This window comes from Tumebacillus lipolyticus (assembly GCF_042682745.1).
Taxonomy (GTDB): Bacteria; Bacillota; Bacilli; order Tumebacillales; family Tumebacillaceae; genus Tumebacillus_A; species Tumebacillus_A lipolyticus.
Map to the genome: position 1 here is coordinate 163,942 of NZ_JBHUIO010000005.1, position 26,383 is coordinate 190,324.

The following is a 26,383-nucleotide window of genomic DNA, read 5'->3' on the forward strand; positions in this document are numbered from 1 at the left end:
AGGTGGTAGCGATCAGTTGGCGGCCCGCTTTTTTTCGATCGTCCGCTTCGCTTTTGTCACGATGCGCTTCGTCGCTTTCGAATCAGTTGCTTCCAGCCATTCTTGACAAACTTGAAGCACCCAGCCCGGGTTCGATTTGCTCGCATCGTTCAACCAGTTTCCCACCGAATCTTGAACGTACTTGGAGCGATCCGCTTTGACACGATCGAGCAACTGCAAGGCCCGAGCCGGATTTTGCTTCAGCTCGTCGATGTGCTTGCTCCACACCCCACGCGGTCGCGTCGATTCGATCGCAAACCTTCTGATGTTTTCATCGCTGTCGACCACCCATGCTTGGAAAAGGTGAATCGAGCCTTCAAGCGACTGTGTGATCGATCCCCTGACCGCCATCCAAGCGATCTCTCTGACACCGAAATGCGGGTCGGCAGCAAACGGTTTGATCTGAGCTAGCTTTTCTTCGATCGACAAGCTGTCGTTCACGCCGACCACATAGGCTGCCCAACAGCGAACGCTGTCTGAGCGATGGCTGGACAGCGCATGAAAAAGCGTCCCCCTTCGATCCTCCTCCAGATCGGCTAGCAGTTCGAACAGCTTCTTCCCGATGAGAGGAAGCAGCTTCATAATTCCCTGCCCTTTCGCTCGCTCCAGCTCCGATTGCACCGTGCTGACAGCTTCTCCCAACCCGAGCGCCGGAAGGGTATGCTGAAGCAGAATCGCATGATCAACCGCAAGCCATTCGGTCAGATTTACGCTCTCAATCCTGCCAGCCAGCAGGAGCTCCGCCACCTCTGCTGGAATGTCAGAAGCTTTTCGCGCGCCCTTTCGATTTAGTACCCAATCCTCGACAATCGCGCTTTCGATTTCCATTCGCCTCCTCTCTCTCACCTGAAAGGCGTCCTGTTGAACGGCTGCCCGAACTGTTCAAGATCACCTTTCAGCGAAAACATGCTCTCCCCATCATAGCGGAGTTTAGGGAACAGCTCAAAAGCGAATGAACTACCTGCTTATATCAAACGGCAGAACATCGAGCAGAACAGCAAACAAGCTGACGTCCGATCTCCTCAGACGTCAGCTTGCGGTCACTGCTGGCAAACGGTGTGCCCCCGATCGTGGTGACAGCGCACGATCGAGACGGCAGGCTTATGCTTTCAGCTTTTTCAGCTCTTGCTGGAGCTCCTGATCTGCCGCTTGCAACAGTTTCAAGATGTCTTGCTGGTTGGTCTGGAGCTTGGCGAAAGTCGCTTTGATCTTCTTGCTGTCCTTCGCTTCGGCTGCCGCTCGCAGCTCCTGGCGCAAATCTCGATACTGCTGCTTGCTCTCCTTGAGCCGGCCCATCAGCGCATGGTACTGCTTCAGATCCTCCTTGACCTGTTGCTGCAGTTTCTGGTCTTTCGCAGCTTCCATCTTCTGATGCAAGTCTTTGCTGTGCGCGTGGATGTTTTCCATCTGGGTGCGAATTTGATCATGCATCGCTTTCAGTTGCTTGAGATCGACACCAGCATCGAGAAGCGCCTGCTTGTGCTCATCTGTCAACTGTTTGTGTTGATGACCGCCATGCTCGGCGGGCTGATGGACATTGTTCGCATTCGAATCTGCCAGCGCGCCTCCGCTGCCTGTCAGCGTGAGCGCTCCGATGATCATGGTGGCGAAAATCGTTTTTGCAAGCTTCATGCATACCACTCCTTTCGCCTGTAGGATACCCATTGTCGTTCAAAACATTGTAATACGAAAAAAGCCTGCCAGCGGCAGACTTTTTCGTCAGAGCGATCAGACCAGTTGCACATATTCGGATTCGGACTTGAGCAGCTGGGCGATATTGTCCATTCGCTCGCTGTCCCGAATGACGGCGAGCGTCTTGCCGCTTTGAATCTGGCTGGCGCACTGCGCGACTGTCGCCTCTGGGACACCGTACGACTGGAGGCGATCTTTCACCGCCACCTGCGTGCGCTGGTTCGCATAGCCGGGCAGAACATTCAGCTGTGGGACTTCGATCTCCCCTTCGACAGGCGCGTCGATCACGCTCTGAATGTTCGGCGTGATCGACGGATAGAAACCTTCGACCCCGTCGGCGTTCTGATCGCCCTGATTTTGCAGATAGAGGACGCTAAAATCGTTCAGTCCAGCTGCGTGCAGTTTCTGCATGGTGTCGTGCGCAGACTGATAGCTCGAAAACGACGCGACGATCACCCGTTTGTTGTCAGCTTCCATTTGGCTCACCTCTTCCTAGCTTGCGTTCATAGCTAGTGTTTGTGAAGAGGGAGGTTGTCATGCGTCAAGTTGTGGCATCGAGAAAGGCTTGTGTCCATCTCTCGCGCGCCTCCGGGTCGAACGGCCCCTCCTGCGCTTCGAAGAGGGCGATCAGCTCAGCGGTCGCCTCGGCGATCTTGTGCAGGATCTCCTGCGGGTATTTCATCGCATGCGCATGTTCGGTCAGCTCTTCCTCATCGACCACTTCGTATACACCATCTTCGTTGGCGATCAGATCGACATCGTAGTCGATAAATCGGTACAGCTTGTGCTCGCTGTCATAATCGATCGGAGACGCGATGTTGCAATAATACCCGGTCCCCGTCTCCTTGCAGAGGATCGCAACATTAAACCACTTCTCAGGATGAACCCAGTAGATGACCGGGAACGGGCTCGACCAGGTGGAGCCGTCCGCCTCGATCACCGGGGTATCCGGATCGATCCAGAGGATTCCCCGCTCGCCCGGCACCTCATAGAGCTTGACCCACTTGCGGTGCTCCCGTCCATCATGTTTATAGCTTTGCATCCAAACTTGTTTCATCAGGCTCCCCCTCCAACATTTGTAGGTCGATTCCGGTGCGCATCCGTGTTAGACTTAGTCCTTGTTGACATAACATGAACGAAAAAACTTTGGTGAAGGAAGGTGAATCTCGATGTTGTTCATGTTGATGATTGTGGCTGTACTCGCCGCACTGGCTTTATTTGTCTCCTACGCATACTGGAACACGTTTCGCCCGGTCGTCCGTGAAGTCGAGATGACCCTGCAGAAAGACGGGGGCTTTTCCGAACTGCGCATCGTGCAGCTTTCCGATCTGCACATGGAGCGCCAGTCGATCACGCCCTCCCGTCTGACAAGCTTCATCGAGGACGCCCGACCGGACCTGATCGTGATGACAGGCGACTACCTGGATAACTATAAGAATCTGAACAAATTTATGGAATATCTCGACGCGATCGTCGCAACCAAGCCGGCGCATGGCGTTTGGCTGGTCTGGGGCAATCACGACCACTATCTTGGCGACCGCATCGAGGAGCTTGGCGAGCTGATTCGCGCCAAAGGCGTTCGCGTGCTGGAAAACGAGTGGGACTCGATTCGCTTTGGCGAAAAGAGCTTGAACATCATCGGCATCGACGATTTCTGCCTCGGCAAATCTGACATCCCTCGCTCCTTTCGCGGTGTCGGGGACGGCGTCAACCTCGTGCTGTCCCACGACCCGAACATCGTGCTCGACATGAACGATCATTCGTTCGACCTTTTGCTCTCCGGCCACCTGCACGGCGGTCAGTTCAAAATCCCCGGCGCGTTCAAGCTGTTTCCGATGGGTGAACTGCCCAAGTCGAACGTGATCTCCGGCCTGCATCAGGTGAACGGTAAGAACATCTACATCTCGGATGGCATGGGCCAAGCTGGGTTTAACGCCCGCCTCGGCACCCGCCCCGAGATCACCGTGCACACGCTGCGCACCACTGCGTAGCGTGTTTTTTTATGCCCAAAACGCTAAAAGGCAAGCGAGATATATTTGGTTTCAAGAAAGGCGTCAAGGCCGTATTTTCCGCCTTCGCGAGCCAGACCGCTCTCCTTAAAACCGCCAAACGGCGCTTGGATCGCCAGCGACGGAGCAGGATCGTTCACCCCGATGATCCCGTAGTCCAGCCCTTCTTGCATTCTGGTGATCCGCCCGATCTCGCGGGTGTAGAAGTAGGCGGCCAATCCATACGGCGTATCGTTGGCGCGCGCGAGCACTTCCCCTTCCGACTCAAAGGTGAAGATCGGGGCGACAGGGCCGAACGTCTCCTCGGTGGCGATCTGCATCGACTCGGTCACACCGCCTAAGACGGTCGGTTGGAAAAAGTAGCCTGGGCTGTCCACGCGACTTCCCCCAGAGAGCACCGTCGCTCCTTTGCTCAGCGCATCTTCGACATGGCGCTCCACCTTTTCCAGCGCGCGCTCGTCGATCAGCGGGCCGATCTGCACGCCCTCCAGCCTGCCATCGCCAACCTGCAGTTTGCCCACCGCGCCGGCAAGCTTTTCAGCGAAGCGCTCGGCGATGCTCGACTGGACATAGACGCGGTTGGTGCAGATGCAGGTCTGGCCAGCATTGCGATATTTGGAAAGGATCACCCCGGTGACCGCTTGATCGAGATCAGCATCTTCAAAGACGATAAACGGAGCGTGTCCGCCCAGTTCGAGCGAAATCCGCTTGACCGAATCGGCCGCCTTCCGATAGAGCAGCTTGCCCACTTCGGTCGAACCGGTAAAGGTGATCTTGCGCACGCGCGCGTCTGTGGTCAGCACATCTCCGACAGCGGCCGGGTCGCTCGTCGTCAGCAGATTGAGGACGCCGGGCGGGAATCCAGCCTGCTCCGCCAGCTCGATCAGGCGAATGGCGGTGAGCGGTGTTTGCTCGGCAGGCTTCAAGATGACCGTACATCCGGCTGCGAGCGCAGGGGCAACCTTTCTCGTCACCATCGCCGCCGGGAAGTTCCACGGCGTGATCGCCGCGACCACGCCGACCGGCTGGCGCAGGACGGTGATTCGCTTGTTGCGCTCATTGGCCGGCAGCGTCTCACCGTTGATGCGCTTCGCCTCTTCCGCGTACCAGAGCACAAAGTTGGCAGCAAACACCACCTCCCCTTTCGCTTCCGGCAGCGGTTTGCCCATCTCCGAGGTGAGCAGGCTTGCGATCTCATCGCAATGGTCGAGGATCAGGCGGTGCCATTTGTACAGCAGGGCTGAGCGCTGCGGAGCTGGCGTTTTCGACCATTCTGCAAACGCGCTGTGCGCCGCCTCGATCGCTCGAATCGCATGCGTAGGATCGGCGTCTGCAACCGATCCGACCACGCGATGGTTGGCCGGATCGGAGACGGAAAAATGACGATCGGTCGGAACCCAGCTTCCACCTAGATACAGATTGCTTTTTCGTGTCATCGTTCGCACGCCTCCTTCTTTATCGATGTTGCAACAGCAAGACGCGATCGCCCCGCTGCCACCATTCGGTCAGCCGATCCAACCGCGCTCGCTGCTCCTCGCTCGCGGTGAGCGGAGCGAGCATCTCCTGCCGCTCGGCGAGAACCGACAGACAGTCTTCCGCAGACATCAAGAAGTCCAAAAAGTGTTCCGCGCAGTGGGAAAGCTGCAGCTCCACCCCATCGATCACCAGCTCTTTTCCCCGCTCGTAATCGAAAATCCCGCCAGCAACACAAAACTCGCTCTCCTCCTCGGAGAGCAAGGCGCTTTCTTTTAAAGATGGCAAGAGGCGCGGATGCAAGCTCTGCATCGCTTTCTTCCACGCTTCCCCTTCCGCTCCCTCAAGGGCCAGATGCTCTTCGCTCAAGATGAGCGGTTGCTCTTGCAAGATCGGTACGACCGTATAGCCCATCTTTTCATCTCCTCTTTGTAAAAAAGCGCAGCCGCTAAATGGCTACGCTTTTTTTGTTTCGTCTTCGTGGGGGTCGACTCCTCCCTGCGCACCAGACATGACAAGATCTGGATTCAGGCGAAAGCGTCTGACCGCAAATCGACTGCGCAAAAAGGTGCGCTCGATCATGCCCCAAGCGGCTGTGGTGCTCATGTACAGCGAGATCGCCACCGGCGCTTTCCAGAGCACGAGCAACATCAGCGGCATCATCATCAACATCGGAGTCAACTTCTTCAGCCAGGCGACCTGCTCGATCGCGTCAGGCTGGATGATCGGCACCAGCACCCCGCCCGCTGTGAACAGCGCGGCGAACAGCGGAAGCGCATGCGTCGCATCGCTCTGTCCGAGCGCAGTTGCCCACGGGATCAACGAAGAGGTGATGTCGCTGCCAAAATGGTAGAACAGCGCGTACACCGCCGCAAAGATCGGCATCTGCAAGATCGAAGTTCCGATCATCCCAAACGGGTTGAATTTATGTTCCAAGGCCAACTGCGTCGTCCGCTCTTTCAGTTGGTCCGGCTTGTCACGAAAACGAGCGCGAAGGTCTTTCATCGCGTTCATAAACCGTCTGTTCTTCCAAGCGAAACGCGCTTGGCGTATCGAAATCGGGAACAGGACGAGACGAACCAACAACGTAAACAGGATGACAGCCAGTCCCCAGTCGTGGACAAACCCTTCAATCGCATTTAATACTGGGTGCAACAGTCCTGCTAAAAATTGCACCACACCCCAGTTGCTCATCGAATCCTCACTCCCCACTCTTTCATATCAGTTGTGTTTCCCTACTCGCTCGCTGCAAAGATGGTGACGTGCTCCGCTTTTATCGGTGCGCCCACCCGAATGATCGTCTCGCCGTTTTGCCACTCGATCAGCATCCCCCGTCCATCGTCAGACAGGTGCATCCACCAGTAGACCAGGTCGGATGTGTGAAACGCACTCTTGCCGATCACATCGACTTTCGACTCGCCGCGCACCTTCTCATAGTAGTGCACACCATCGTACACCATCTCGTAGTTGACCGCCTCCGGATTTTCCAGACGGGCCTGGATGTTCTCGTACAAGAAGGCGCGAATGGTCTCTTTGCTCTCGACCAACAGAAAGCGCCTGTTCCCCGCATCGTTGAGCAGATAGCCATACCGCTGCTGAGTTCCACCAAGATAGAGGGTCACGCCTTCGACCTGATAGTCGATCAGCTCGTAGGACACGATGTCGCCAACCTTTAGATTGACCAAGGTTCGCGGTTTCAATGCTGGTTCTTGGTCTTTGCCGAACGCCGATCTGATTCGTTTGAAAAAACCCATACACCGATTCTCCTTCTATTCGAAGTCACCAAGTCCGCATCATATATACGATTGAATCGCCCGATGGTTTCACCTTTCACCGAATCTCTTGCAAAAAATGATTGTGTGCGGGCACACTTGTTCTTTGCAACAAAATCAGTCAATATAGTACTAGGTACTATGAGTGCATTTTACTCACAAAGGAGATTGGACATGAACCAACTGTTAGCTGGTAAAAAGTTCTTGATTATGGGCGTTGCGAACGACCGCTCGATCGCTTGGGCGATCGCGAAAGCACTGCACGAAGCGGGCGCAACCCTCGCCTTTAGCTACCAAGGGGAGCGTTTGGAATCCCGTGTACAAAAGCTCGTGGAATCGACGATGCCCGGTTCGCCGATGGTTTCTGTCGATGTGACGCGTGACGAAGAGATCGCCTCCGCATTTAAACAGCTCAAGAAAGCATGGAGCACGATGGATGGGGTTGTGCACTCCTTGGCGTTTGCGAAAGCGGAAGACTTGGAAGGCAACTTTGTCGACACTTCGCGCGAAGGCTTCTTGCTGGCGCACGACATCTCGGCATTCTCGCTGGTCACCATCGCTCGCGAAGCGAAAGAGATGATGACCGAAGGCGGCTCGATCATCACGATGACCTACATCGGCGGCGAGCGCATCGTCTCCAACTACAACGTGATGGGCGTCGCCAAAGCAGCTCTGGAGCACAGCGTGCGCTATCTGGCGAACGACCTCGGTCCGCAGGGCATCCGCGTCAACGCGATCTCCGCAGGCCCGATCAACACTTTGGCAGCGCGCGGCGTGAAAAACTTCACCTCGATCTTGCCGCAAGTGGCGGAAAAATCCCCGCTGCGCCGCAACATCACCCAGGATGAAGTGGCCAAGACCGCACTTTTCCTCGCTTCCGATCTGGCGAGCGGCATCACCGGCGAGACGATCCACGTCGATGCTGGCTACCACATCATGGGCTGATCCTGACACTTTTACAAGCGGTAGGCAGAAGATCTCTGCCTGCCGCTTTTTCATTTTCATCTGCGTCGCTCGACACTGTGGATAACGTCGGTCGCCTGCGTTCATCCTACAAGCACAGGAGGTGACGCCAGATGTACGTCGGACGAGAGCTGAACAGGTTGGAGAGCATTCCGCTCCCAGAGTGGTCGGTCGACGAGCTGTCCTACTATCGCGATACCCTGCAGCGGTTGCAGAGCGTTTTAAATGCCGATGGAAAGCGCATTTTGCAAAATGTGAGCGCGGAGATCAGCGCTCGCGGCGGACTGCCCGCACAGGGTGGAGATTACGACCACCCTTCGACCATTCATTATGATTGAACAACTTCGATCGTTCAGATCAGACTCACACCGAAAACTGTCGCCCACAGGAAGCGACAGTTTTTTTATTTAACCTCAGTTTACAGGTAGGAATTTCGATCCCGCATGTAGTATTTACTATTTGTATCCCAATTCATTAAATAACATATGAGAGGTGACCTAACATGAAACGCAACCTGTCCATCGGTGACATCAACATCTGGATCTGCTAGTTTAACTGCTCCTGCTCGCTGTGAGAAGCCTGCCGTTCGCGATCAGGCTCCTCACAGCCTCTAAGTTAATCTATTTTAACTCTAATTTCCGCAAAAGATTTGCTATTTTTCAAATTTTTTTGATTTTTAGGTAGGATTTCCGCTCTTGCATGTAGTAATATTACATTCAAGTGAGTTGAATAAATTGTAGAACCTTAATCTTTTTGTACATCTATAAGGAGGTGACACACATGAAAGATCCGATCTTCATCTGCTAGTCCAACTACCAGCCAACTATTATCAGCAACGGAGGTGACACGCATGAAAGACAACGGCTCGATCTACCTCTGCTAGTTCCTTTTTACCCTGTAGTTTTCAGCGCGGAGGTGACAAGCATGAAAGACAACGGCTCGATCTTCGTTTGCTAATTGATCATATTTCCATCTGACAGTCGAACGGAGGTGTCAAGCATGCAAGATCAAGTTTGGGTTTGCTAGTTCCTGATCTATACGCACGCATCTCGAAAAGCCTGGATGCTACCATCCAGGCTTTTCAGCCATTTATGGAGGGGAAGATCTGTGGAGATGAAAAACGTACTCGTCTGCATTGCAGGCTCGATCGGTGCAGTTGAAATTCAAAACTACTTGACGGTGCTGCGCAGCACTTGGGGATCTAGCATCCATGTGATCATGACCGAAAGCGCGACCAAGATGATCCAAAAAGACACGGTCAACTATTTTATCGATGGAAACGTATTTGTGAACTCGACCGATTCGACCGATCAATTTAAAATTCCGCACATCCACCTGACCGCATGGGCAGACCTGATGGTGATCATCCCAGCCAGTGCCAACATCATCGGCAAAGTGGCAAACGGGATTGCGGATGACCTGCTCTCCACCGCGGCGATGGCCGCCAAATGTCCGGTCATCTTCTGCCCGAACATGAACGAACACATGCTCAACCGCCCTGCGATGCAGCGCAACTTAAAGCAGTTGAAAGAAGATGGCTACCTGATCGTCGAGCCTGGTGAAGAAGAGGCGATCCAGCTGTCGACAGGCCAAAAAGTTCAAGGTGCAATGCCTTCTGCCGGCCAGTTTATCCCGCGGCTGGAGGAAACGTTAAGGGGGCAGGGGATTCATGTCTAACCCGCATCCTCAGCCAGCACATCCTTCTCCCAAGCAAGCGAACGCACGCTTTTTATACCTTCTGTTCGGCTTGCTCTTTTCTCGTCTTGGCAACAACATCTATCTGCTCGCCTTGCCTTGGTTGGCGTATGACCTGACCGGGTCGTCTGTGCAGATGGGGACGGTGTTCGCGTTTGAAACGTTGCCGTACATCCTGCTGTTGCCGCTTGGTGGTGTGATCATCGACCGTTCTGATCGACGAAAGATCATGATGGTCTGCGATATAGCTCGAATGTTTTTGGTCGTTTCGATTCCGTTGCTCTATTGGGCAGACCTGCTCTCGATGCCCTATCTCTACGTGCTCTCGTTTGTGCTCTCCACCCTGTCCTTCTTTGTGGACATCTCGATGTCGGCGATCATTCCGAATCTGGTGGACAAGGACGATCTGATCAAGTCGAACGGTCGACTCCAGCTGGTCGACAACACGATTCGCCTGCTCGGACCGATCATCGCCGGCGCCCTGATCGCCTCGATCGGAACGCCAGCGTCGATCTTCCTCAACGGCTTCTCCTACCTGATCATGGCGGTCTGCGTCTTTCTGATCGGGCCGATCGCCCGCCCGAGCGCAACCGCTCAGGCGGCCAAGACGATCTGGCAGGATATGCGCGACGGTTTCGCCTACGGATGGAACCGCATCGACCTGCGGGCGATCGGTGCGATCTCGATGTTCTGCAACTTTGGGATCGGGCTGGTGATGTCCACCCTGATCTTCTACCTGCGCGATACGCTGCAGAGCGATGAATATCAAACGGGCCTCGTGTTCTCCGCCGTCGGGATCTTCGGCATCATCGGCGCCCTGATCACACCGCCCTTGACCAAGCGCTTTCGCCGCGGGATGCTGCTGAGCTGCTTGATGGTCTTCGGCGGTCTGATCGGCGGCGGTCTGATCGCGCTCGTCCCGCATTGGATCGCAGTCGGCCTCGGGCTTGGCATCTTGCTCGGCAGCGTGGTCGCGATGAACGTCATCCTCAATGCATACAAGCAGGGCAACATCGACAACCAGATGTTCGGTCGCGTCGAAGGTGCGATCACTTCGATCTCGAACTGCTGCATTCCGCTGTCCGGTTTGGTCGGCGGGATTACGATCGGTCTGGCAGGCGGCTCGCTGATCACCTACCTGCTGGCGACCGCGATGATCGTGATCTCCGGTCTGATATCCTTTTTCACTCCACTTCGCAAAATTGCCTAGGAGGTAGCCCAGATGAATCTGATGCTCGATCAAATCATCTCCACCGAAGTCTCTGCCGCCATCGAAGATCTGCTGACAGGAAGATCACAGGGCAAGACCATCTTGATTGAAAACGGACAGCCGTCCGACCTCGACGATGCGTTCACAGCGTTTGCCGATCGAGATGTCATCCTGTTTCGCAGCACGCTGACCTTGCTCGACCGCACGATCTTCGCGACGATCAGAGAGCTGTTGCTCGCAACCAAGCCGATCTGGTCCGACTGGGAGTGGGTGCACCGCGACTATTTCCGCGAGGTAAACGCCTTCTTCCCCGACACGTACGAAGGCAAGCAAAACGTGTACCAGATCTCCTACTCCTGGTCGGAGATCCGCTTGAACCGCGACATCCTTTGGGGCTTTCGCATGATGCACTTCGCCTCTCTGCTGCTCAAGGAGGTCGCCGCTCACAAGCCGCTCGTCATCGCGCTGCACGACGTGCAACATGCGGACCGGCTGACGTTGCAGACGATGTACCATCTGTTGCACAACCTGAAGGGGGAGCAGATCCTGCTCGTCCTGCACAAGCGCCCCTACGATACGGAGGGTCGGCAGATCACCGTCGACAGCGGAGCGGCGATGGAAAAGCTGTTCAGCTTTCTCATCGATGCGCTGCAGCCGCTGCGCCTGATCGGTTCGAAAGCGACGGTCGCTCCGGCCGCACCTGCCAAAGGGACAGATCAGTTGCCAGACGATCACATTCGGGAGATCGTCGAGTCGCTGCGCCGAGGAGACTGGGATGCGGAGCGAATCAAGACCAGCTTGCAAAACTGCATCTACATCTACAACTTGGACAACGTGCTCACGCTCTGCGATGAGATCTTTGCCCATCTGCCAGAGCTTGCAGCAGAAGAGGAACGCGCCATGCGCTTCCTCGTCTGGCGCCATGCAGGGCTTGCGCTGGCGTTTATGGAGATGTATCCGGAAGCGATCCACGCCTTCACGCAGATGCACGACTATGCGGGCAGCTTGGCGGAGCGCACGAAAGCGTACCACCTGCTCGCCCTCTGTTACGGCAAGCGCGTCGGGCGCTGGGACATCGCCAAGCAGTTTTTGCATGAGGGCATTCGCATCACCGAGGGGCACAACGATTTTGATACGGTCTATGAGCGCTGCTGGCTGTACAATTTCCTCTCCTATGTCACCTATTTGAACGATCGCGACATTCCGCTGGCGATGCAATATGCGAACGCTGCCTACGAAGGCATCAAGCCGTTCTCGCACATGACCCAAGGGAACGTGATGGCCGAGCTGGAAGATCCGAAACTTCCTTTGCGCCTGTTCTACAACCTGTCGATCAACATCTCGTATCTGCACTACTTTGCCAAAGATTATGAGAGCGCGCTCGACCTCTGGCAAAACACGGTCGGTGAATCGGTCAAGCAGATTCCTGACATCTTCAAAAAGGAGTATTTCTATTTTGAAGGCAACATCTTAAACCGCCTCGGTCGGCTGGAAAAAGCGTTGCCCTCCTACGAACGAGCGTACGAAATCTGCATGGCGCACTCCGAAACGTTGAGCGCCGAAGTCAGCACCCGCCCGCTCGGCGCCACCAACTTCCAGCTCAAGCGCTATGCAGAAGCACTGCAGTGGTACCAGCGCAGCCTGGAACTGAAGATCGAGCTTGGCGATGCTCGTCAGCAGGGCGCCTATGCGTCGATCATCCTCTGCCACCTCAAGCTGGGTGATCAAGCGGCGGCACAGCGCGTGTTTCAAGAGGCGCAAGCTCAGCTTCCCACTCGCTTTCAAGAGCTGTTTGCCACAGGCGAGCTGGCCGAGCGTGCGAACGAGTTTCTCGACTACGGCCCCTACATCTTGATTCAGCCGTACACGCAAATGGTCGTCTAGCAAGCAAAAGAGCACTTCGACAACTCGCAGTCGAAGTGCTCTTTTTTCTTGGTTGATCGGCTATCTGGACGATCAGTTCATCGGCAAGCTGATCTGAAACTCTGCCCCGCCCTGTGGATGGTTGTTCGCGGTGATCGTGCCGTTCGACTTCTCCACAATCGCTTTGACGATCGCCAGCCCCAGCCCGGTGTCGCCTTTGTTGCCTTTGTAAAAGCGCTCGAAGATCAGCTCCTGCGATCCAGTGAAGCCGTCCCCATCGTCGCGAATGGTGATGTACAGCCGTCCCGCCTGTTGGCGGAGCGTCACCTCCACCTTGCTGTGCGCGTGTCGAATCCCGTTGGAGAGGAGGTTTTGCATCGCCTGCATCCATCTGTCCCGATTGGCGTTCACCAGATGAGCCTCTTTCCCGTACAGGCGCAGCTCCACCCCTTTTTGCATCGCAAGCGGGGTGACCCGCGTCATCGCATCCTCGACAAACTCGGTAAACTCGAACGGTGCCGGACGATAGAGATCCTCCATCGTCTCCAGCTTCGACAGATAGATCAGCTCGTCGACCAGCCGCTTGAGCCGCGTCGACTCCTGCGCGATCACGTCCAGCCCCTTCTCCGCCTCTTCGCCTTGGAAGATCCCATCCTTGATCCCTTCCGCATAGCCTTGGATCGCCATCAACGGCGTCTTCAGCTCATGCGAAGCGTGTTGCAAAAAGCGGCGCTGCGCTTGATCGTACCCTTTCAGCTCTGCCACCATCATCGCAAACGTGCGCGAGACATCTTCCAGCTCATCCCCTGTGCGCACCACAGGCGGCGGCGTGAAGTCCCGCTTGGCGAGGCGGCGCATCTGTTCGCCGAGCACTTCGACCTGCCTTGTCAGCGATCTGGAAAACCAGATCCCGAGCACGACCACCAAGGCGGATGTGATGACAAAACCGATCACCAACAGCCGCACGATATCCCCGATCACATCGCTGACGATCTCGTGGGGGGCGATCAGGACGAGCATGCTGTTTTTCATCTGGTTCATCGGGAGCGCAGTGATCAGATAGTCCTGATCGTTCATCTTCAGGAAATGGTTGTTGAGCGACCGCTCCTTCATGATCTCGTCCAGCGAGATCGGGAACTGGTCGCCTTTTTTCATCAGTTCAAAGTTGGAGGCGAACACCTTTTGCGCTCCCCCCTTTTCGACGATGAGAAAGGAGGCGGAGATCGAGCGGGATGCGAGCGACATCTTGATCTTGCGCTTCATCTTGTCGGTCAGCACACCATCTGCCACCGGGATCTTCTCATCTTCGACCATCTGCAAAAATGTTTCACCTTCGCGCACGAGCGACTCGAACGCCTGCTGCGACACCGCTTGCGTGACCAGCGTGTAAAACATCACACCGCTGACCGCAAACGCCACGATGACGAGCAGCATGTAGGAGCCGATCAGCTTGCTCCTTATTTTCCATCGCATCAGGACTCCACCTTATACCCGTATCCCCAGACCGTCTTGATCTCCAAGTGCGACCCGCAAGCTTTTATTTTTTTCCGCAAGCGCTTGACCAGATCGTCGATCGCCCGCTCATCGCCAAGATAGTCGTATCCCCACACCTGGCTGAGCAGTTGCTCCCGCGTCAACGCTCGGTTCGGATGGCGAGCAAAGCAATGGAGCAGCTCGAACTCCTTGGCGGTAAAATCGATCTCCTGGTCCGCATAGATCACCTGGCGCTCCACCGGGCAGACCCAGATGTCCTGCAGCCTGATCCGCGCGCTCGCGTCGCTTGCTTCGCTCGATGTCGAGGCGGCGATCCCCGCCTGAAAGCGGCGAAAGATCGTCTTGACCCGGGCGATCAGCTCGCGCGGTGAGAACGGCTTGGACAGATAATCATCGCTGCCGAGCTCAAGACCTACGATCTTGTCCACCTCCGCATCCTTTGCCGAGACCATGATGATCGGGATCTGGCTCTCCGCTCGCAGCTTGCGGCAGACTTCAAACCCGTCGATCCCCGGCATCATCAGATCGAGGATCACCATGTCGGGCGCTTCCTGTTCGAACGAGCGAAGCGCCTGCTCCCCGTCGGAGAACTCGGTCACCCGATAGCCTTCCACTTCCAGATAACGTGTGATGATCAGGCGGATGTTCGGATCATCATCGACAACAAAAATCCGTTTCGCCTCTTCCATGCGCGCGCTTCTCCCCTTTGCACTTCCGCTTATGTACAACACAGGGAACCCGCGTCGGCGTGGGTTCCCTGCTGTTTACAACTCATCATTCTGTTCAAGCAATCCTAAGTTTCGCAAGACGCGCTTGCGAATCATAAAGCCTACGCCAACCATCAGCAAAGCGGCCATCAGCAACGCAAATGCGAGCCCGTAATGGAACATCGAGACGGAGATCCCGACCAGAGCGAACGTCGTCATGATCGCGATCACATAGACCAAAAAGAACGCTTGGAACTTTTTCGGCATCGGTGATTGAAACCACAGAGACAAAAAACTCACCTCATGATCTATCAGAGATTCTCCATTTATCATATCATAAGTTGTACATTTTCGGAGCAAATCGAAAAAAATGTAGTTCAGGTGACAGTAGCGAATCAAAAGTCAGGGTAAAGTAGTAGCAATAGCTGAAGAAAGGAACGATCCTCTCATGAAGATCCTGATAGTTCTCCCGCCCAATCTTCCCTCAGGCGGAAACTGGACATACTCTGGGCGCTTAAAGCGCAATCTCCTCCCCTACGGCATCCAGATCACGATCAAACCGCTCGATCGAGTGAACAGTGCGGACTACGAAGCGGCCGATATCATCCACTCTTACAACGCGTACGCCACCGGGCGCCACATCGTCCAAGAAGCGAAGCGGTTGGAGAAACCGATGGTGCTCACGATGACCGGAACGGATGTCAACGAGCATCTCGGACATCCGGATACGACCGATTCGATGGCGGAGGCGGTCGACTACGCATCGGCGATCGTCTTTTTGACCGATGATGCAAAAGAGCGCCTCGCCACCCTGCGCCCGACAGCTGCTGAAAAATCGCACGTGATCAACCTCGGCGTCGATCTGCCAGAAGGCGTTGGCAAAACGCGCGCCGACTTTCATTTTTCGGATGACGAGTTTCTCTTTCTGCTCGTCGCAGGCCTGCGTCCGGTCAAGCGACCGCTCGACGCATTTTCTGGGCTACAGAAAGTGCATGAACAGCATCCGCACGTTCGCTTTGTACTGGTCGGACCGGTGCTGGATGAAAAGGTGGGCCAACAGGTCGAATCTGCGTTTGCCAAGAGCGAGTTCGCGCGCTACCTCGGCTCTGTCCCCTACGAGGAGATCGCCGATCTGTACCGAGCTGCCGACGTGGTGATGAACACCTCCTCCTCAGAAGGCCTCTCCCACGCTCTGCTCGAAGCGATGTCGATCGGCAAGCCGGTGCTCGCCTCCAACGTCCCCGGCAACCGCGACCTGATCCAAGATGGGGAAAACGGCTTTCTCTACGCGGAAGAGCAAGAGTTGGTGCAAAAGGCGACCCAGCTGGTGACAGACGCAGCCGTCCGCGACAAGCTGAGCAAAGGATCGCTCGCCACCATCGCCGAACGCTTTTCGCTTGCGCTGGAGCGCGATACCTTTTTGGCGCTGTATCGCAACGTCTGCAAGCGGACGCCTTGCGGAGCGAACAAGCAATGATCGAACGGTAAAAAAGCATGAAAGCACCCGACCACGCTTCTCGTGACAGGTGCTCTCATGCTTTTTTGCTGAGGACGATTTGCTCGGAGTTCAACAGGTGTTCAGACATTCTCGCACAGGCTGTCTCGCCGTCTCGCTGCTCGATCGCAGCTATGATCTGGCAGTGCTCCAACAGCAGGACTTCCGGATTTTTTTGCTCTTCATGCGAAGTTCGCAAAATGCTGCGCAGCGCTTCGGACAACGTGTTCATCAAGTTCCGCAACACGTTGTTGCCCGCCGCCTCCGCGATGGCGATATGAAACTGCAAGTCGTAGTTGACCCACTCGTCTGACGAGTGCAGCGCCGTCTCCTGGCGCAAGAGCGCCTCGCGCATCGCCGCAAGCTCCTCTTCCGTTCGACGCTCACAGGCGAAGCGCACCGTGCTGATCTCCAGCAGCCGCCTCATCTCAAGCAGCTCGCGCAAGTTGCTTCTGCCGAGCAGAAGCGCTGCGTTCATCGGCTCGATGATCATCGTCTGCACGTCGATCTTTTGGACAAACGTGCCTTCGCCGTGCCGCAGGTCGATCAGCCCCATCCCGACCAGCGAAGAAAACGCTTCGCGAACGGCCGCCCGCGAAACGCCAAACTGTTTGGCCAGCTCTGTCATCGGCGGCAGTTTGTCTCCAGGCGCGAGAACGCCCTCTTCGATCTTCTGCTTGATGTGCCGCGCAATCTGTTCATAGATTTTCTGCGATTGAGCCTTCTGCTTCGTCTGCTTGTTCCGTTTGGTAGGTTTCGTATTCACAAGCGCCTCTCAAATTGGAATGATTTGAATTCATTGTCTATTATAACATGATGAAACTAGCGAATGTAAGCAGACAGGTTGCGGGCGATCACCGCATGCCCAGCGTTGTTCGGATGGATCGGGCGACGGAACGACGCGAGCGCATCTTCGACGCGCCCGGTGTGATATCCCTGGATCAGAGCTGGCTGATTGCCTTCAAACCACTCGTGTGCCGGAGCTAGCTCTGTGCTCAGCGCTTTGGAGCGCTGGATGGTAGCCCCGTTAAGCTGCTGGATCGCCGCCACCGCCACAGGCGAGCGGGGAAACGGGTTGTATTGGGTGCACAGGACGATGCAAGCGCTGCTGTTCGCGCGCACAGCGTTGACGATCTGCTCCAAGTTGCTCGCATAGCGGGCGAGCCTGTTGACCAGAACCGACTGAAAATGGGCGCTGCCAACCGCCAAGCTGATCGCTGCCCGCAACAGATCGTTGCCACCGACCCAGATCGAGACGGTGGTCGCCCGGCGGATCGCCTCAAGGCCGAACGGCAAGGCGCCTGCAAGCGCCCCGCTCGTCCAGCCATCATGCGCGAACACGCATCCTTGCGCCCCTCTCCTCTGCTGTTGCAGGCTCTGGACGATCAGCGATGGGTAGGCGTAGCGAGGAGAAGTGGCGCTGCGGCCTGCGGTGATCGAATCCCCCAAGGCGGTATAATAGACCATCTTCATCACCTCCCCCTCATATTTCGCCGATACTAAAGCATATGACCCTCCCTCATGCTTGGCGTGGACTACCGCCTGAAGGGAAGGTCACAAGATCAGGAGCTGAATACGTTTTTGTGCATTTGGCGCGTCCAGTCCAGAATGCACGATTCGCTCCCCTGCAACGTGTTGGTCAGGGTGACCGATGTCAGCTTGCGCACCGGATCGCACCAGAGCGAGCACCCGGTGCTCGACAGCTGTCCATAGGAGAGCAAAGGAGCTCGCTCACCTGCCGCACAGTGTGCGCTGGCCGTCTCCCAACCGAGGCCGAAGCTCTGCCCCTGCCAGGCTGCGTGCAGGTTGACGGCGAGGGAGACGAGCGTGGTGTCCAGATAGCGCTGACGCTGATGAATGCCTTTGCGCACCCACATCTCCGCATAGCGGGTCAGGTCGAGCGCAGTTGAAAACAGCCCCGCATGTCCCGCCACACCGTCCAGCCCATAAAATGCGTTTCCGTCCTGCGCTTCCCCGCACAGCGCATGCTCTCGCCACGGGAAGGCGATGTGCCGCTCGCTCGCCGACAGCCGTCGCTGCTCCTGCTCATTGCCGAGCTCTGTCGCCGCGCACATCTCCGGCGGCAGACCATCCCCCTCCGCAAACGAGGTTTGATACAGATCGAGCGGGCTGAAGACCAGCCGTTCGCACACTTCGGAAAACGGGCGATCCCAGATGCGCTCCAGCGCAAAGGCGAGCAGCATGTAGCCGAGGTCGCTGTTGATCAAGCGCTCGCCGGGCACCGCCTCCAGCGGCGTGTCGGCCAGCGCGCGCAAGTACGCTTTGACGCCTCGGGCGTCCAGAAACAGCGGGCGCCAACCGGGCAAGCCGGACGTGTGCGAGAGCAGGTGGAAAAAGGTGATCTCGCCTTTCGCATGCCGGTCGATCCCCGTTGCAAACTCTGGCAAAAAGCGAGCGATCGAATCGACCAGCGTCAGCTTGCCCAGCTGCACAGTGCGCAGAACGGCCGGCAAAGTCGCGACCACTTTGGTCAGCGTGGCGATGTCAAATCGCGTATCGACAGACATCGCACGCTTATACGGAAAGGCGTCCGCATAGCCGTGCGCCTCGAAGAACAGCGGATCGCCGTTTCTTGCCACACAGACGACAGCGCCTGGAAATACTTTGTCCTCAATCCCTTGGATGATCGTTTCTCTCATTCTATCTTCCCTCCCCTGCTATGTAGTAACATCCTATGCAGGAGAGCTTGCCGATAAGACAACAAACCTCGTCCCTTGAACAGGAACGAGGTTTGTTGTCTTATCTTATCAGGAGAAAGCGGAGCGCTTAAAACAGTTCGTCGAGCGCATCCTCCAGGTCGAAGCTTTCCAGTTCAAACTGATCCAGACGCTTTGCTGGATCTGTCACGAACTGATCGATCACCGCGGCAAACTGTGCAAACATCCGATCGACCGTCTCCTTTTGGAAGCGGAACTTGTCGTAATGTGTGCGAATCAGCAGGTGGTCAGGTTTGTCAAACACTTCGATGTGCAGGTCGAAGGGAAGCTGTTCCTCCTCGATTGCCAGCTGATCGCCGATCAGATCTTCATAGGCGAACAGCTCCGATCTGAGATCGTGCAGTTGGAAGCTGCCCGTATGAACGTTCTGTCCGACCAGAACGACCGAATAGAGCGGATCTTCTGCGCTGCGATGCGGGCGCAGGTCTTGCACGAGCAGATCGAACGGATAGTCTTGGTTCGCATACGCCTCCAAAACGACCGTCTTCGAGCGCTCCAACACCTGTTCGCCAGTCGGATTGCCAGACAGGTCGGTGCGCAGCGCAGCCGGGTTGACCAGCACGCCGATCACCGATTCAAAATCTGGGTTGGTTCGCCCCGTCAGCGGCGAACCTACGACCACGTCTGTCTGGCCGGACAGGCGAGCGAGCCAGATGTTAAAGGCGGCGACCACCGTCAGGAAGGTGGTGGTGTGCCTTTCTTTAGCCAGCTTGCGGATCTTCTCCGTCACTTCCGGCTCGATGGTCAAATGGCGGATCGCCATCGGCTCCGGCCGCTCCACCTCTTCCGGATCAAAATCGTACGGGAGGGCGGGCGGCGCCCCCGCATCTTTCAGGCGGTCGATCCAGTACGCTTTCTGCTCGTCCAGGTCACCCGAGGCGAGCATCGAGCCTTGCCACTCCGCATAATCGGCATATTGCAGCGGTTCGGCAAGCTCAGGCGAATCGCCTGCGATCTCCGCTCGATACAGAGAGGCAAAATCGTTCATGTAGACGTTCGACGACCAACCGTCATAGACGATCGCATGGGCGGAGCGTACCCACAGCGCGCGCGTCGCCGAGAGCTTGAGCAGGTGGGAGGCGAACAGCGGACCTTTTATCAGGTCGATCGGCGTGCGGTGCACCTCGCCGAGAAGCGCAGCGATCCTCGCCTGCTGCTCAGCGTCTGGCTGAGCGGTGAGATCTTCGAAGCGACAGGCCAGATCGAGGTCGTCGCGAACCACCTGATAGGGCACGCCCTCCACTTCGCGGAACGTCGTGCGCATGATGCTGTGCCGCTTGACCAGCTTCGCATACGCTCGCTGGAAGGATTCGACATCGAGCGCGCCATGCAGCTCGCTGACCATCAGCGATCCAAACGACGATTCTGGGCGCATCACAAAATCAAACCAGAACCTTTTTTGCGCGTTCGAAAGCGGGTAGCGCCCGCAGGAGACCGCTTTGCGAACCGGGCTGCGAAGCCCTTGCTTGCCGACCTGCCGCTCCGACTTCACGCGAACGGCCAAGCTTGCCACCGTCAGCGTTTCGAACAGCGCGCGAAGCGGCAGCGCGGTGCCGAGCACACGGTTGATGCGCGACATGATGCGCGTCGCATCGAGCGAGTGGCCGCCGAGATCGAAAAAGTTGTCCTCGACCCCGATCGCTTGGAGGCGCAAGACCTCCTGCCAGATCTCCGCGATCTTCGCTTCCGTTTCATCGCGAGGTGGAATGAACGTCGCGCCCAAATCGGGGCGCGCATCCCCTGGGTCGGGCAAGCGCTTGCGGTCCAGTTTGCCGCTGTCGGTGAGCGGCAGAGATTCGACCGCCACGAAGCGCGCCGGCACCATGTAGTCTGGCAAGAGCGTCAGCATGTGCTCGCGCAGCGATTCGGTCGTCGCGCGGCCGCCTTCCACCTGCTCAAAATAACCGACGAGATAGTAGCCGTTCGGGCGTTTGTGCGCCACGACCGCACACTCTGCGATCGCCGGATGTGTGACCATCACCGCCTCGATCTCCGCAAGCTCGACGCGTTGCCCGCGCACCTTGACCTGATCGTCGCGGCGACCTAAGAACATGATCGCCCCGTCTTCGCGGTAAAAGCCGCGATCCCCCGTCTTGTACATCCTCGTCCCCGGCACAAATCGGTTGGGGAGAAACGCCTCGGCGGTGCGCTCTTCGTCGTTCAGATAGCCGCGGGCAAGCCCGACGCCTGCGAGGTACAGATCGCCCGGCACGCCGACCGGAACCGGATTGAACTGACCGTCGAGAATATAGACCAGATTGTTGTCGATCGGACGACCGACCGAGACGATCCCTTCCGCTTCTCCATCTTCGGCGGTCACCTGATGGCAGGTGGAGTCGATCGACACTTCGGTCGCTCCCCATTGATTGAACAGACCGGAGTCTGGCAGCTGTTGCAGGAAGGAGCGCACAAGGTCTGCTCGCAGCGCTTCTCCTGAGGAGATGACCACGCGCAACGCCTTGAGCTTAGCGCGCGACTCCGCTGTGATCGCGTCGACGAACAGGGCGAGCATCGAGGGGACAAACTGCAGCACCGCCACCTCGTAGCAGATCGCCGCCTCCAAGATGGCGAGCGGATCTTTGTGCAGCTCCGGCTTGAGCATCGCGATGCGCGCTCCGACCATCAGCGGCCAAAAGAACTCGACAGCAGCATCGTCAAACGTCAAGGTCGTCTTTTGCAACACCGTCTCGTCCGCTCGCAGCTGATAGCGCCGTTGCATCCAGTGCATCCGGTTCACCCAGCCCTCATGCGTCGAGCACACCCCTTTCGGCCTTCCGGTCGAGCCGGACGTATAGTAGATCGAGACGAGGTGTTCAGGTCGTACCTGCGCATCCGGCTTTTCGCTCGCACATTCGGCGAGCTCCGCTTCGATCGCATCGACCTGCACATAGTGAGAAACACCGGGCGGCATGCTGTCGATCAAGCGCCGCTGGGTGAGGCAGAGCGGCGCTCTTGCATCTGCCAGCACCTGCGCTTTGCGAGCGGGCGGCGCATCGACATCGAGCGGGAGGTAGGCGCCACCCGACTTCAGCACGGCGAGCAAGGAGACGACCAGCTCGATCGACCGCTCCAGCGACACGGCGATCGGCACGTCTGGCCCCGCACCGCGATCGCGCAGATAATGTGCCAACCGATTGGCCTGGCGGTCGAGCTCGCGATAGGTGAGCGTCCGCTCGCCCTCGACCACGGCGATCCGATCGGGCGTCTGCCCCACCTGCTGCTCAAACAGCTCATGCAGGCAGAGCTGCTGTGGGAAGTCGACCTGCGTGTCGTTCCATTCAACCAACAGCTTGTGCTGCTCCGCCGCGCTCAGCAGCGGCAGGTCGCCAATCCTGGCAGCAGGCGTCTCGACTGCGCCGGCGAGCAGGTGCAGATAGTTTTGGATCATCCGGTCGATCGTCTCCGCGTCCCACAGATCGGAGTTGTACTCCCAGTTGATCGTGATCCCCTCATCCTTGTCCTTTCCTCTGCCGCGCACGCCCAAGCGCTTCGAATGGCGAGGGATGACCATGATGTTCATGTCAAACTTCGCAGAGCCGTTGTTCAACCCTTCGTGGATCGACATCTCTACGCCAGGAATCTCGATCTCCGGCATCGGCGTATCGTGCATCGAAAACATCACCTGCATCAGCGGGTTGCGGTTCAGGTCGCGCTCGATGCCCAATGCGCCGATGATCTTGTCAAACGGAACGTCTTGGTGGTCATACGCCTCCATCGACGCTTGGCGCACCTGCTCGACGATCTGCACAAAGGTCGGGTTGCCGCTCAGATCGGTGCGCAGCAGCACGTTGTTGACGATCATCCCGATCAGCCGCTCCGTCTCCTGCAGGCGGCGATTGGCGATGCCCGTGCCGACCAGCAGATCCTCTTGTCCAGAATAGCGGTGGAGCAGCACCTTGTACGCCGCCATCAGCGTCATGAACAGGGAGACGCCCTGCGCGCGTGAAAACTGCCGCACCGCTTTCGACAGCTCGTACGGAATCTGAAAGCGATAGGCGGCGCCTACAAATCGCTGCACCGCCGGGCGCGGACGGTCGAGCGGCAACTCCAAGATCTCCGGCGCATTTGCCAAGCGGCCCTTCCAGTAGGCCAACTGACGCTCACCTTCTGGCCCCTCCATCGTTTCGCGCTGCCAATCTGCAAAATCGACAAACTGAATTTCCGGCTCGGCCAGCGGAGAGCGCTCACCGTTTGAAAACGCGTTGTACAGGTGAAGGAAGTCGTGCAGGAAGACCGAGAAAGAAAACCCGTCGTGCACAAGATGATCTTCGACGTGCAGCAGTGTGTACAGATCTGGCTCCAGCTTGAACAGCGTCCAGCGCACCATCGGCAGCTCGTCCAGCTTGAACATCTTTTTGATCTCCATGTCGACCACGCGGTCCATCTCCGCCCGTTTTTCCGCCTCTGGCAATTGGTGCAGGTCGAGCACAGGCAGACGGATCGGCTCGTAGGGCATCACCACCTGCGCAGGTTCGCCGTCGATCGCTTGGAAGATCGTGCGGAAGATCTCATGGCGCCGCAAGATTTCGCAGAGCGCGCGCTCGACGATGCTCACGTCCAGCTCGCCTCGAAAGGTCAGCAGACAGGATGCGCTGTAGGACAGATTGTCGGGGAACAGCTCGCGCAGGAACCAGACGCGCTCCTGAGCGTAGGAGAGCGGCATGCGCTCACGTCGCGGTCGCTTGGTCAGCGGGGTCAACGTGCTGCCGGCGACAAGCTGCAGCTGCGTGAGCTCCGGTGCCAGCTCGACGATGGTCGGCTTGGCAAACAGGGTGTTGAGCGGCATCTCGACACCGAACTGCTCGCGCACGCGCGCCACCACCTTGGTGGCGAGCAGCGACTCGCCTCCCAATTCAAAAAAGTGATCTTCGATGCCGACCTGCTCCAGCCCCAACACCTCACAGAAGATCTGGGCGAGCGTTTTTTCCTGATCGGAGCGCGGTGCCCGATACGCTTCATCGAAGAGCGCTCTGTCGGCCACATCGGGAACGGGGAGCGCCCGTCGATCCACCTTGCCGTTTGGCGTCAACGGCAGTTCGTCGAGCAGCACAAACGCGGATGGCACCATATAGTCGGGAAGATGTTCGGCGAGAAAGCTCCTCAGCTCGCGCACCGACAGCTCACAGCCGGCGCGTTGCACCACATAGGCGGCGAGGCGTTTGACACCCGGCGTGTCCTCCCGATCGATCACCGTCGCGTTTTGCACAGCAGGATGCGCGAACAGCCGCGCTTCCACCTCGCCGAGCTCGATGCGAAACCCGCGCACTTTCACCTGCTGGTCGATGCGCGAAATATATTTCACCCGCCCGTCTGGCAGATAGCAGCCTAGGTCGCCCGTCTTGTACAGGCGCGGAGCGCGCTCATCTGCAAACGGGTTGTCCACAAACCGCTCCTCCGTAAGCTCCGGTCGTCCCAAATAGCCGCGCGCGACCCCCGCTCCCCCGATGTGGATTTCGCCTGGAACTCCGATCGGAACCTGTCGCATCTGCGGATCGAGCAGATAGACGGTCGTGTTGAGCAGCGGAGTGCCTACCGTCACCAGATCGTCTGGCGAACAGATGCCGACCAGCGCCCCGACTGTGCCCTCTGTCGGCCCATAGCCGTTCAGAAAGAGGCGACCTGCTGTCGCCCAGCGCTTCACCAGTTCGAGACTGCACGCCTCGCCTGCCGAGACGACCGTCTTCACGCTTCCCAATCGCTCTGCCGGCAACAGCATCAGCACAGAGGGGGGCAGGACCATATGCGTCACCTGCTCCCGATTGAGCAGATCGACCATCGCAGGGCCTGGCATCAGCTTGTCCCGCGGCGCGAGCAAGACGGTCGCCCCTTGAAGCAGCGGCACGAACAGCTCTGCCACCGCCGCGTCAAACGAAAATGCAGCAAACTGCAAAAACACCGACGTTTCGCTCAGCGAGAATCGCTCCGCCAGCGCCTGCGCCATGTTGCACACGCTGCTGTTTTCGATCATCACGCCCTTCGGCTTCCCCGTCGAACCGGACGTGTAGATCACATAGGCAAGCCCGTCAGGCGGGAGGGGTTCGGCTAGATCGTCCGCCTGCTCAGCTGCGATCTCTGACCAATCGCGATCGAGATAGGCGATCTGCCGAGCGGCAAACGGCATCGCCTGCCGAATGCTCGCTTGAGTGAGCACCAACTGAACGCCAGCATCTTCTACCATGTAAGCCAGGCGATCTTCCGGATAGGCAGGATCGAGCGGCAAGAAGGCAGCGCCCGCCTTGAGGATGCCGAGCATTCCGACCACCATCTCGACCGAGCGATCCACACAGAGGCCGACAAGCTGCTCCTGCTGAACGCCGCGCTTGCGAAGCCAGCGAGCCAGCCGGTTGGCGCGACCGTTCAGCTCCGCATAGGTCAGACTCGCTCCTTCAAAGCGCAGTGCGATGCGATCGGGCATGCGATGCGCCTGCCGTTCAAACGACCGCGCGATCACCTCATCGGCGAGCGCTGCGCGCGGGCCTTTGGTAAACTCCGCCCGCAAGCGCGCTTCCTCCGCCGATGTGATCATATATAAAGAGCCAATCGGTTGGGTGAGGTCGCTTTGCACAGCCTGCAGCAGCGTCAGCAGTTGATCGGCCATTCGCTCGATCGTCGCCCGATCGAACAGCTCCTCGTTATAGCACAGCGAGAAACTTGACGGCGCCTCCTGTCGGCAGCAGGAAACAGCAAGCTCATAGCTGTGATCATCTGAAAATTCAGCATCATTTGCGAACAGCACCTGATAGTCTGCATCGCTTGCGTCTGCTGCGATCGCTTCCCCTGCAGATGCGCTTTGTTTCACCCGATCGACCAAGGTGGCAAATGGAAGGTTGAGCGGTGCATCGGCGACGAGCAGACGTTCCGGTTCGCTTTGCTCAATCAATGCGATCGCAATCTCCTCTTGACCCGAATAGCGCACCAAGAGCGTCAGAAAAGAGGCGAGAAGCAGATCGCGCCACGAAATGTCCTCACCGGCGCCGATCTGCATCATCTGCTCGATCAGTTCCGCCTGAAAAACAACCTGCACTTCCGCTTTCCGAAACGCTGGTACCGCAGCCCGTGGACGATCGACTGGCAGTGTGATCAACGGGATTTGACGATCACGGTGTATCGTAGACTCTTGAAGCAACACGCGTTCGCTCACTCCTTACGATTCAATCAAAAATTCGATTCAGAAAAGTTGATATTACCAAAACATTCTTCAAAGTAAATGGTATCAGCAACATTATAATTTAG

Annotated in this window: 22 protein-coding genes; 7 read left to right on the forward strand and 15 right to left on the reverse strand. The window is 57.3% G+C overall.

Features of this window, described 5'->3' with window-relative positions; translation table 11 throughout:
• Nucleotides 1-12: 12 nt before the first annotated feature.
• From ACFSOY_RS06040 to ACFSOY_RS06055, 4 genes are all read right to left on the reverse strand, one after another.
• Nucleotides 13-867 carry a DNA alkylation repair protein gene (locus ACFSOY_RS06040; protein ID WP_386044793.1) on the reverse strand — a complete coding sequence of 285 codons (855 nt, stop codon included), beginning with the start codon at nucleotides 865-867 and terminating at the stop codon, nucleotides 13-15.
• Between the two features lie 273 nt (nucleotides 868-1,140).
• Nucleotides 1,141-1,671 (reverse strand): hypothetical protein, encoded by a 531-nt coding sequence (locus tag ACFSOY_RS06045; protein ID WP_386044795.1) that lies wholly within the window; start codon nucleotides 1,669-1,671, stop codon nucleotides 1,141-1,143.
• A gap of 96 nt (nucleotides 1,672-1,767) precedes the next feature.
• Nucleotides 1,768-2,208 (reverse strand): hypothetical protein, encoded by a 441-nt coding sequence (locus ACFSOY_RS06050; RefSeq protein ID WP_386044796.1) that lies wholly within the window; start codon nucleotides 2,206-2,208, stop codon nucleotides 1,768-1,770.
• A 64-nt stretch (nucleotides 2,209-2,272) separates the two neighbouring features.
• Nucleotides 2,273-2,788 (reverse strand): DUF402 domain-containing protein, encoded by a 516-nt coding sequence (locus ACFSOY_RS06055; protein ID WP_386044798.1) that lies wholly within the window; start codon nucleotides 2,786-2,788, stop codon nucleotides 2,273-2,275.
• 112 nt (nucleotides 2,789-2,900) lie between these two features.
• Here ACFSOY_RS06055 and ACFSOY_RS06060 point away from each other — a divergent pair, with 112 nt between their 5' ends.
• A complete protein-coding gene (locus tag ACFSOY_RS06060; protein ID WP_386044800.1) occupies nucleotides 2,901-3,722 on the forward strand; it encodes a metallophosphoesterase in 822 nt (273 codons plus the stop codon).
• Nucleotides 3,723-3,745: 23 nt separating this feature from the next.
• Here the strand turns inward: ACFSOY_RS06060 and ACFSOY_RS06065 are convergent, their stop codons facing one another.
• The 4 genes from ACFSOY_RS06065 to ACFSOY_RS06080 are packed head-to-tail and all read right to left on the reverse strand — an operon-like array spanning nucleotide 3,746 to nucleotide 6,967.
• Nucleotides 3,746-5,176 (reverse strand): NAD-dependent succinate-semialdehyde dehydrogenase, encoded by a 1,431-nt coding sequence (locus tag ACFSOY_RS06065; protein WP_386044801.1) that lies wholly within the window; start codon nucleotides 5,174-5,176, stop codon nucleotides 3,746-3,748.
• A gap of 19 nt (nucleotides 5,177-5,195) precedes the next feature.
• Nucleotides 5,196-5,627 (reverse strand): hypothetical protein, encoded by a 432-nt coding sequence (locus ACFSOY_RS06070; protein ID WP_386044803.1) that lies wholly within the window; start codon nucleotides 5,625-5,627, stop codon nucleotides 5,196-5,198.
• A gap of 42 nt (nucleotides 5,628-5,669) precedes the next feature.
• Nucleotides 5,670-6,407, reverse strand: coding sequence for a YidC/Oxa1 family membrane protein insertase (locus tag ACFSOY_RS06075; RefSeq protein ID WP_386044804.1), 738 nt, complete (start codon nucleotides 6,405-6,407; stop codon nucleotides 5,670-5,672).
• 41 nt (nucleotides 6,408-6,448) lie between these two features.
• The gene (locus ACFSOY_RS06080) at nucleotides 6,449-6,967 is read right to left on the reverse strand and encodes a DUF4178 domain-containing protein (RefSeq protein WP_386044806.1); all 519 of its coding nucleotides are present in this window, start codon (nucleotides 6,965-6,967) and stop codon (nucleotides 6,449-6,451) included.
• Nucleotides 6,968-7,159: 192 nt separating this feature from the next.
• Here ACFSOY_RS06080 and fabI point away from each other — a divergent pair, with 192 nt between their 5' ends.
• From fabI to ACFSOY_RS06105, 5 genes are all read left to right on the forward strand, one after another.
• Nucleotides 7,160-7,930, forward strand: a complete 771-nt coding sequence (gene fabI, locus ACFSOY_RS06085; protein ID WP_386044808.1) for an enoyl-ACP reductase FabI — start codon at nucleotides 7,160-7,162, stop codon at nucleotides 7,928-7,930.
• A gap of 131 nt (nucleotides 7,931-8,061) precedes the next feature.
• A complete protein-coding gene (locus ACFSOY_RS06090; protein ID WP_386044810.1) occupies nucleotides 8,062-8,286 on the forward strand; it encodes a hypothetical protein in 225 nt (74 codons plus the stop codon).
• Between the two features lie 775 nt (nucleotides 8,287-9,061).
• Nucleotides 9,062-9,625, forward strand: coding sequence for a flavoprotein (locus ACFSOY_RS06095; protein WP_386044812.1), 564 nt, complete (start codon nucleotides 9,062-9,064; stop codon nucleotides 9,623-9,625).
• The gene (locus tag ACFSOY_RS06100) at nucleotides 9,618-10,853 is read left to right on the forward strand and encodes an MFS transporter (RefSeq protein WP_386044814.1); all 1,236 of its coding nucleotides are present in this window, start codon (nucleotides 9,618-9,620) and stop codon (nucleotides 10,851-10,853) included. Before ACFSOY_RS06095 ends, ACFSOY_RS06100 begins: the two co-directional genes overlap by 8 nt.
• A 12-nt stretch (nucleotides 10,854-10,865) precedes the next feature.
• Nucleotides 10,866-12,737: a tetratricopeptide repeat protein gene (locus ACFSOY_RS06105; RefSeq protein ID WP_386044816.1), complete on the forward strand. Its 1,872-nt coding sequence runs from the start codon at nucleotides 10,866-10,868 to the stop codon at nucleotides 12,735-12,737.
• Nucleotides 12,738-12,809: 72 nt separating this feature from the next.
• Here ACFSOY_RS06105 and ACFSOY_RS06110 read toward each other — a convergent pair whose 3' ends face one another.
• The 3 genes from ACFSOY_RS06110 to ACFSOY_RS06120 all read right to left on the reverse strand — a co-directional run bounded on the left by ACFSOY_RS06110 (nucleotide 12,810) and on the right by ACFSOY_RS06120 (nucleotide 15,208).
• Nucleotides 12,810-14,189 carry a sensor histidine kinase gene (locus ACFSOY_RS06110; protein WP_386044818.1) on the reverse strand — a complete coding sequence of 460 codons (1,380 nt, stop codon included), beginning with the start codon at nucleotides 14,187-14,189 and terminating at the stop codon, nucleotides 12,810-12,812.
• The gene (locus ACFSOY_RS06115) at nucleotides 14,189-14,899 is read right to left on the reverse strand and encodes a response regulator transcription factor (RefSeq protein ID WP_386044820.1); all 711 of its coding nucleotides are present in this window, start codon (nucleotides 14,897-14,899) and stop codon (nucleotides 14,189-14,191) included. The genes ACFSOY_RS06110 and ACFSOY_RS06115 overlap by 1 nt, the downstream gene beginning before the upstream one ends.
• Before the next feature lie 75 nt (nucleotides 14,900-14,974).
• Nucleotides 14,975-15,208 carry a DUF5325 family protein gene (locus tag ACFSOY_RS06120; RefSeq protein ID WP_386044822.1) on the reverse strand — a complete coding sequence of 78 codons (234 nt, stop codon included), beginning with the start codon at nucleotides 15,206-15,208 and terminating at the stop codon, nucleotides 14,975-14,977.
• 157 nt (nucleotides 15,209-15,365) lie between these two features.
• Here ACFSOY_RS06120 and ACFSOY_RS06125 point away from each other — a divergent pair, with 157 nt between their 5' ends.
• Nucleotides 15,366-16,394, forward strand: coding sequence for a glycosyltransferase (locus tag ACFSOY_RS06125; RefSeq protein WP_386044823.1), 1,029 nt, complete (start codon nucleotides 15,366-15,368; stop codon nucleotides 16,392-16,394).
• 55 nt (nucleotides 16,395-16,449) lie between these two features.
• On the opposite strand, the gene ACFSOY_RS06130 is transcribed toward ACFSOY_RS06125, so the two are convergent.
• The 4 genes from ACFSOY_RS06130 to ACFSOY_RS06145 form a co-directional block, all read right to left on the reverse strand.
• A complete protein-coding gene (locus ACFSOY_RS06130) occupies nucleotides 16,450-17,178 on the reverse strand; it encodes a FadR/GntR family transcriptional regulator (RefSeq protein ID WP_386044825.1) in 729 nt (242 codons plus the stop codon).
• Nucleotides 17,179-17,234: 56 nt separating this feature from the next.
• Nucleotides 17,235-17,879, reverse strand: a complete 645-nt coding sequence (locus ACFSOY_RS06135) for an SGNH/GDSL hydrolase family protein (RefSeq protein ID WP_386044827.1) — start codon at nucleotides 17,877-17,879, stop codon at nucleotides 17,235-17,237.
• Between the two features lie 95 nt (nucleotides 17,880-17,974).
• Nucleotides 17,975-19,072 carry a serine hydrolase domain-containing protein gene (locus ACFSOY_RS06140; RefSeq protein ID WP_386044828.1) on the reverse strand — a complete coding sequence of 366 codons (1,098 nt, stop codon included), beginning with the start codon at nucleotides 19,070-19,072 and terminating at the stop codon, nucleotides 17,975-17,977.
• Between the two features lie 127 nt (nucleotides 19,073-19,199).
• The gene (locus ACFSOY_RS06145; RefSeq protein WP_386044830.1) at nucleotides 19,200-26,279 is read right to left on the reverse strand and encodes an amino acid adenylation domain-containing protein; all 7,080 of its coding nucleotides are present in this window, start codon (nucleotides 26,277-26,279) and stop codon (nucleotides 19,200-19,202) included.
• Nucleotides 26,280-26,383 lie beyond the last annotated feature (104 nt).

Coding starts and splice junctions, on each gene's coding strand:
- ACFSOY_RS06040 (WP_386044793.1), bottom strand. CDS start 867: ATGGAAATCGAAAGCGCGATTGTCGAGGATTGGGTACTAAATCGAAAG.
- ACFSOY_RS06045 (WP_386044795.1), bottom strand. CDS start 1,671: ATGAAGCTTGCAAAAACGATTTTCGCCACCATGATCATCGGAGCGCTC.
- ACFSOY_RS06050 (WP_386044796.1), bottom strand. CDS start 2,208: ATGGAAGCTGACAACAAACGGGTGATCGTCGCGTCGTTTTCGAGCTAT.
- ACFSOY_RS06055 (WP_386044798.1), bottom strand. CDS start 2,788: ATGAAACAAGTTTGGATGCAAAGCTATAAACATGATGGACGGGAGCAC.
- ACFSOY_RS06060 (WP_386044800.1), top strand. CDS start 2,901: ATGTTGTTCATGTTGATGATTGTGGCTGTACTCGCCGCACTGGCTTTA.
- ACFSOY_RS06065 (WP_386044801.1), bottom strand. CDS start 5,176: ATGACACGAAAAAGCAATCTGTATCTAGGTGGAAGCTGGGTTCCGACC.
- ACFSOY_RS06070 (WP_386044803.1), bottom strand. CDS start 5,627: ATGGGCTATACGGTCGTACCGATCTTGCAAGAGCAACCGCTCATCTTG.
- ACFSOY_RS06075 (WP_386044804.1), bottom strand. CDS start 6,407: ATGAGCAACTGGGGTGTGGTGCAATTTTTAGCAGGACTGTTGCACCCA.
- ACFSOY_RS06080 (WP_386044806.1), bottom strand. CDS start 6,967: ATGGGTTTTTTCAAACGAATCAGATCGGCGTTCGGCAAAGACCAAGAA.
- fabI (WP_386044808.1), top strand. CDS start 7,160: ATGAACCAACTGTTAGCTGGTAAAAAGTTCTTGATTATGGGCGTTGCG.
- ACFSOY_RS06090 (WP_386044810.1), top strand. CDS start 8,062: ATGTACGTCGGACGAGAGCTGAACAGGTTGGAGAGCATTCCGCTCCCA.
- ACFSOY_RS06095 (WP_386044812.1), top strand. CDS start 9,062: ATGAAAAACGTACTCGTCTGCATTGCAGGCTCGATCGGTGCAGTTGAA.
- ACFSOY_RS06100 (WP_386044814.1), top strand. CDS start 9,618: ATGTCTAACCCGCATCCTCAGCCAGCACATCCTTCTCCCAAGCAAGCG.
- ACFSOY_RS06105 (WP_386044816.1), top strand. CDS start 10,866: ATGAATCTGATGCTCGATCAAATCATCTCCACCGAAGTCTCTGCCGCC.
- ACFSOY_RS06110 (WP_386044818.1), bottom strand. CDS start 14,189: ATGCGATGGAAAATAAGGAGCAAGCTGATCGGCTCCTACATGCTGCTC.
- ACFSOY_RS06115 (WP_386044820.1), bottom strand. CDS start 14,899: ATGGAAGAGGCGAAACGGATTTTTGTTGTCGATGATGATCCGAACATC.
- ACFSOY_RS06125 (WP_386044823.1), top strand. CDS start 15,366: ATGAAGATCCTGATAGTTCTCCCGCCCAATCTTCCCTCAGGCGGAAAC.
- ACFSOY_RS06135 (WP_386044827.1), bottom strand. CDS start 17,879: ATGGTCTATTATACCGCCTTGGGGGATTCGATCACCGCAGGCCGCAGC.
- ACFSOY_RS06140 (WP_386044828.1), bottom strand. CDS start 19,072: ATGAGAGAAACGATCATCCAAGGGATTGAGGACAAAGTATTTCCAGGC.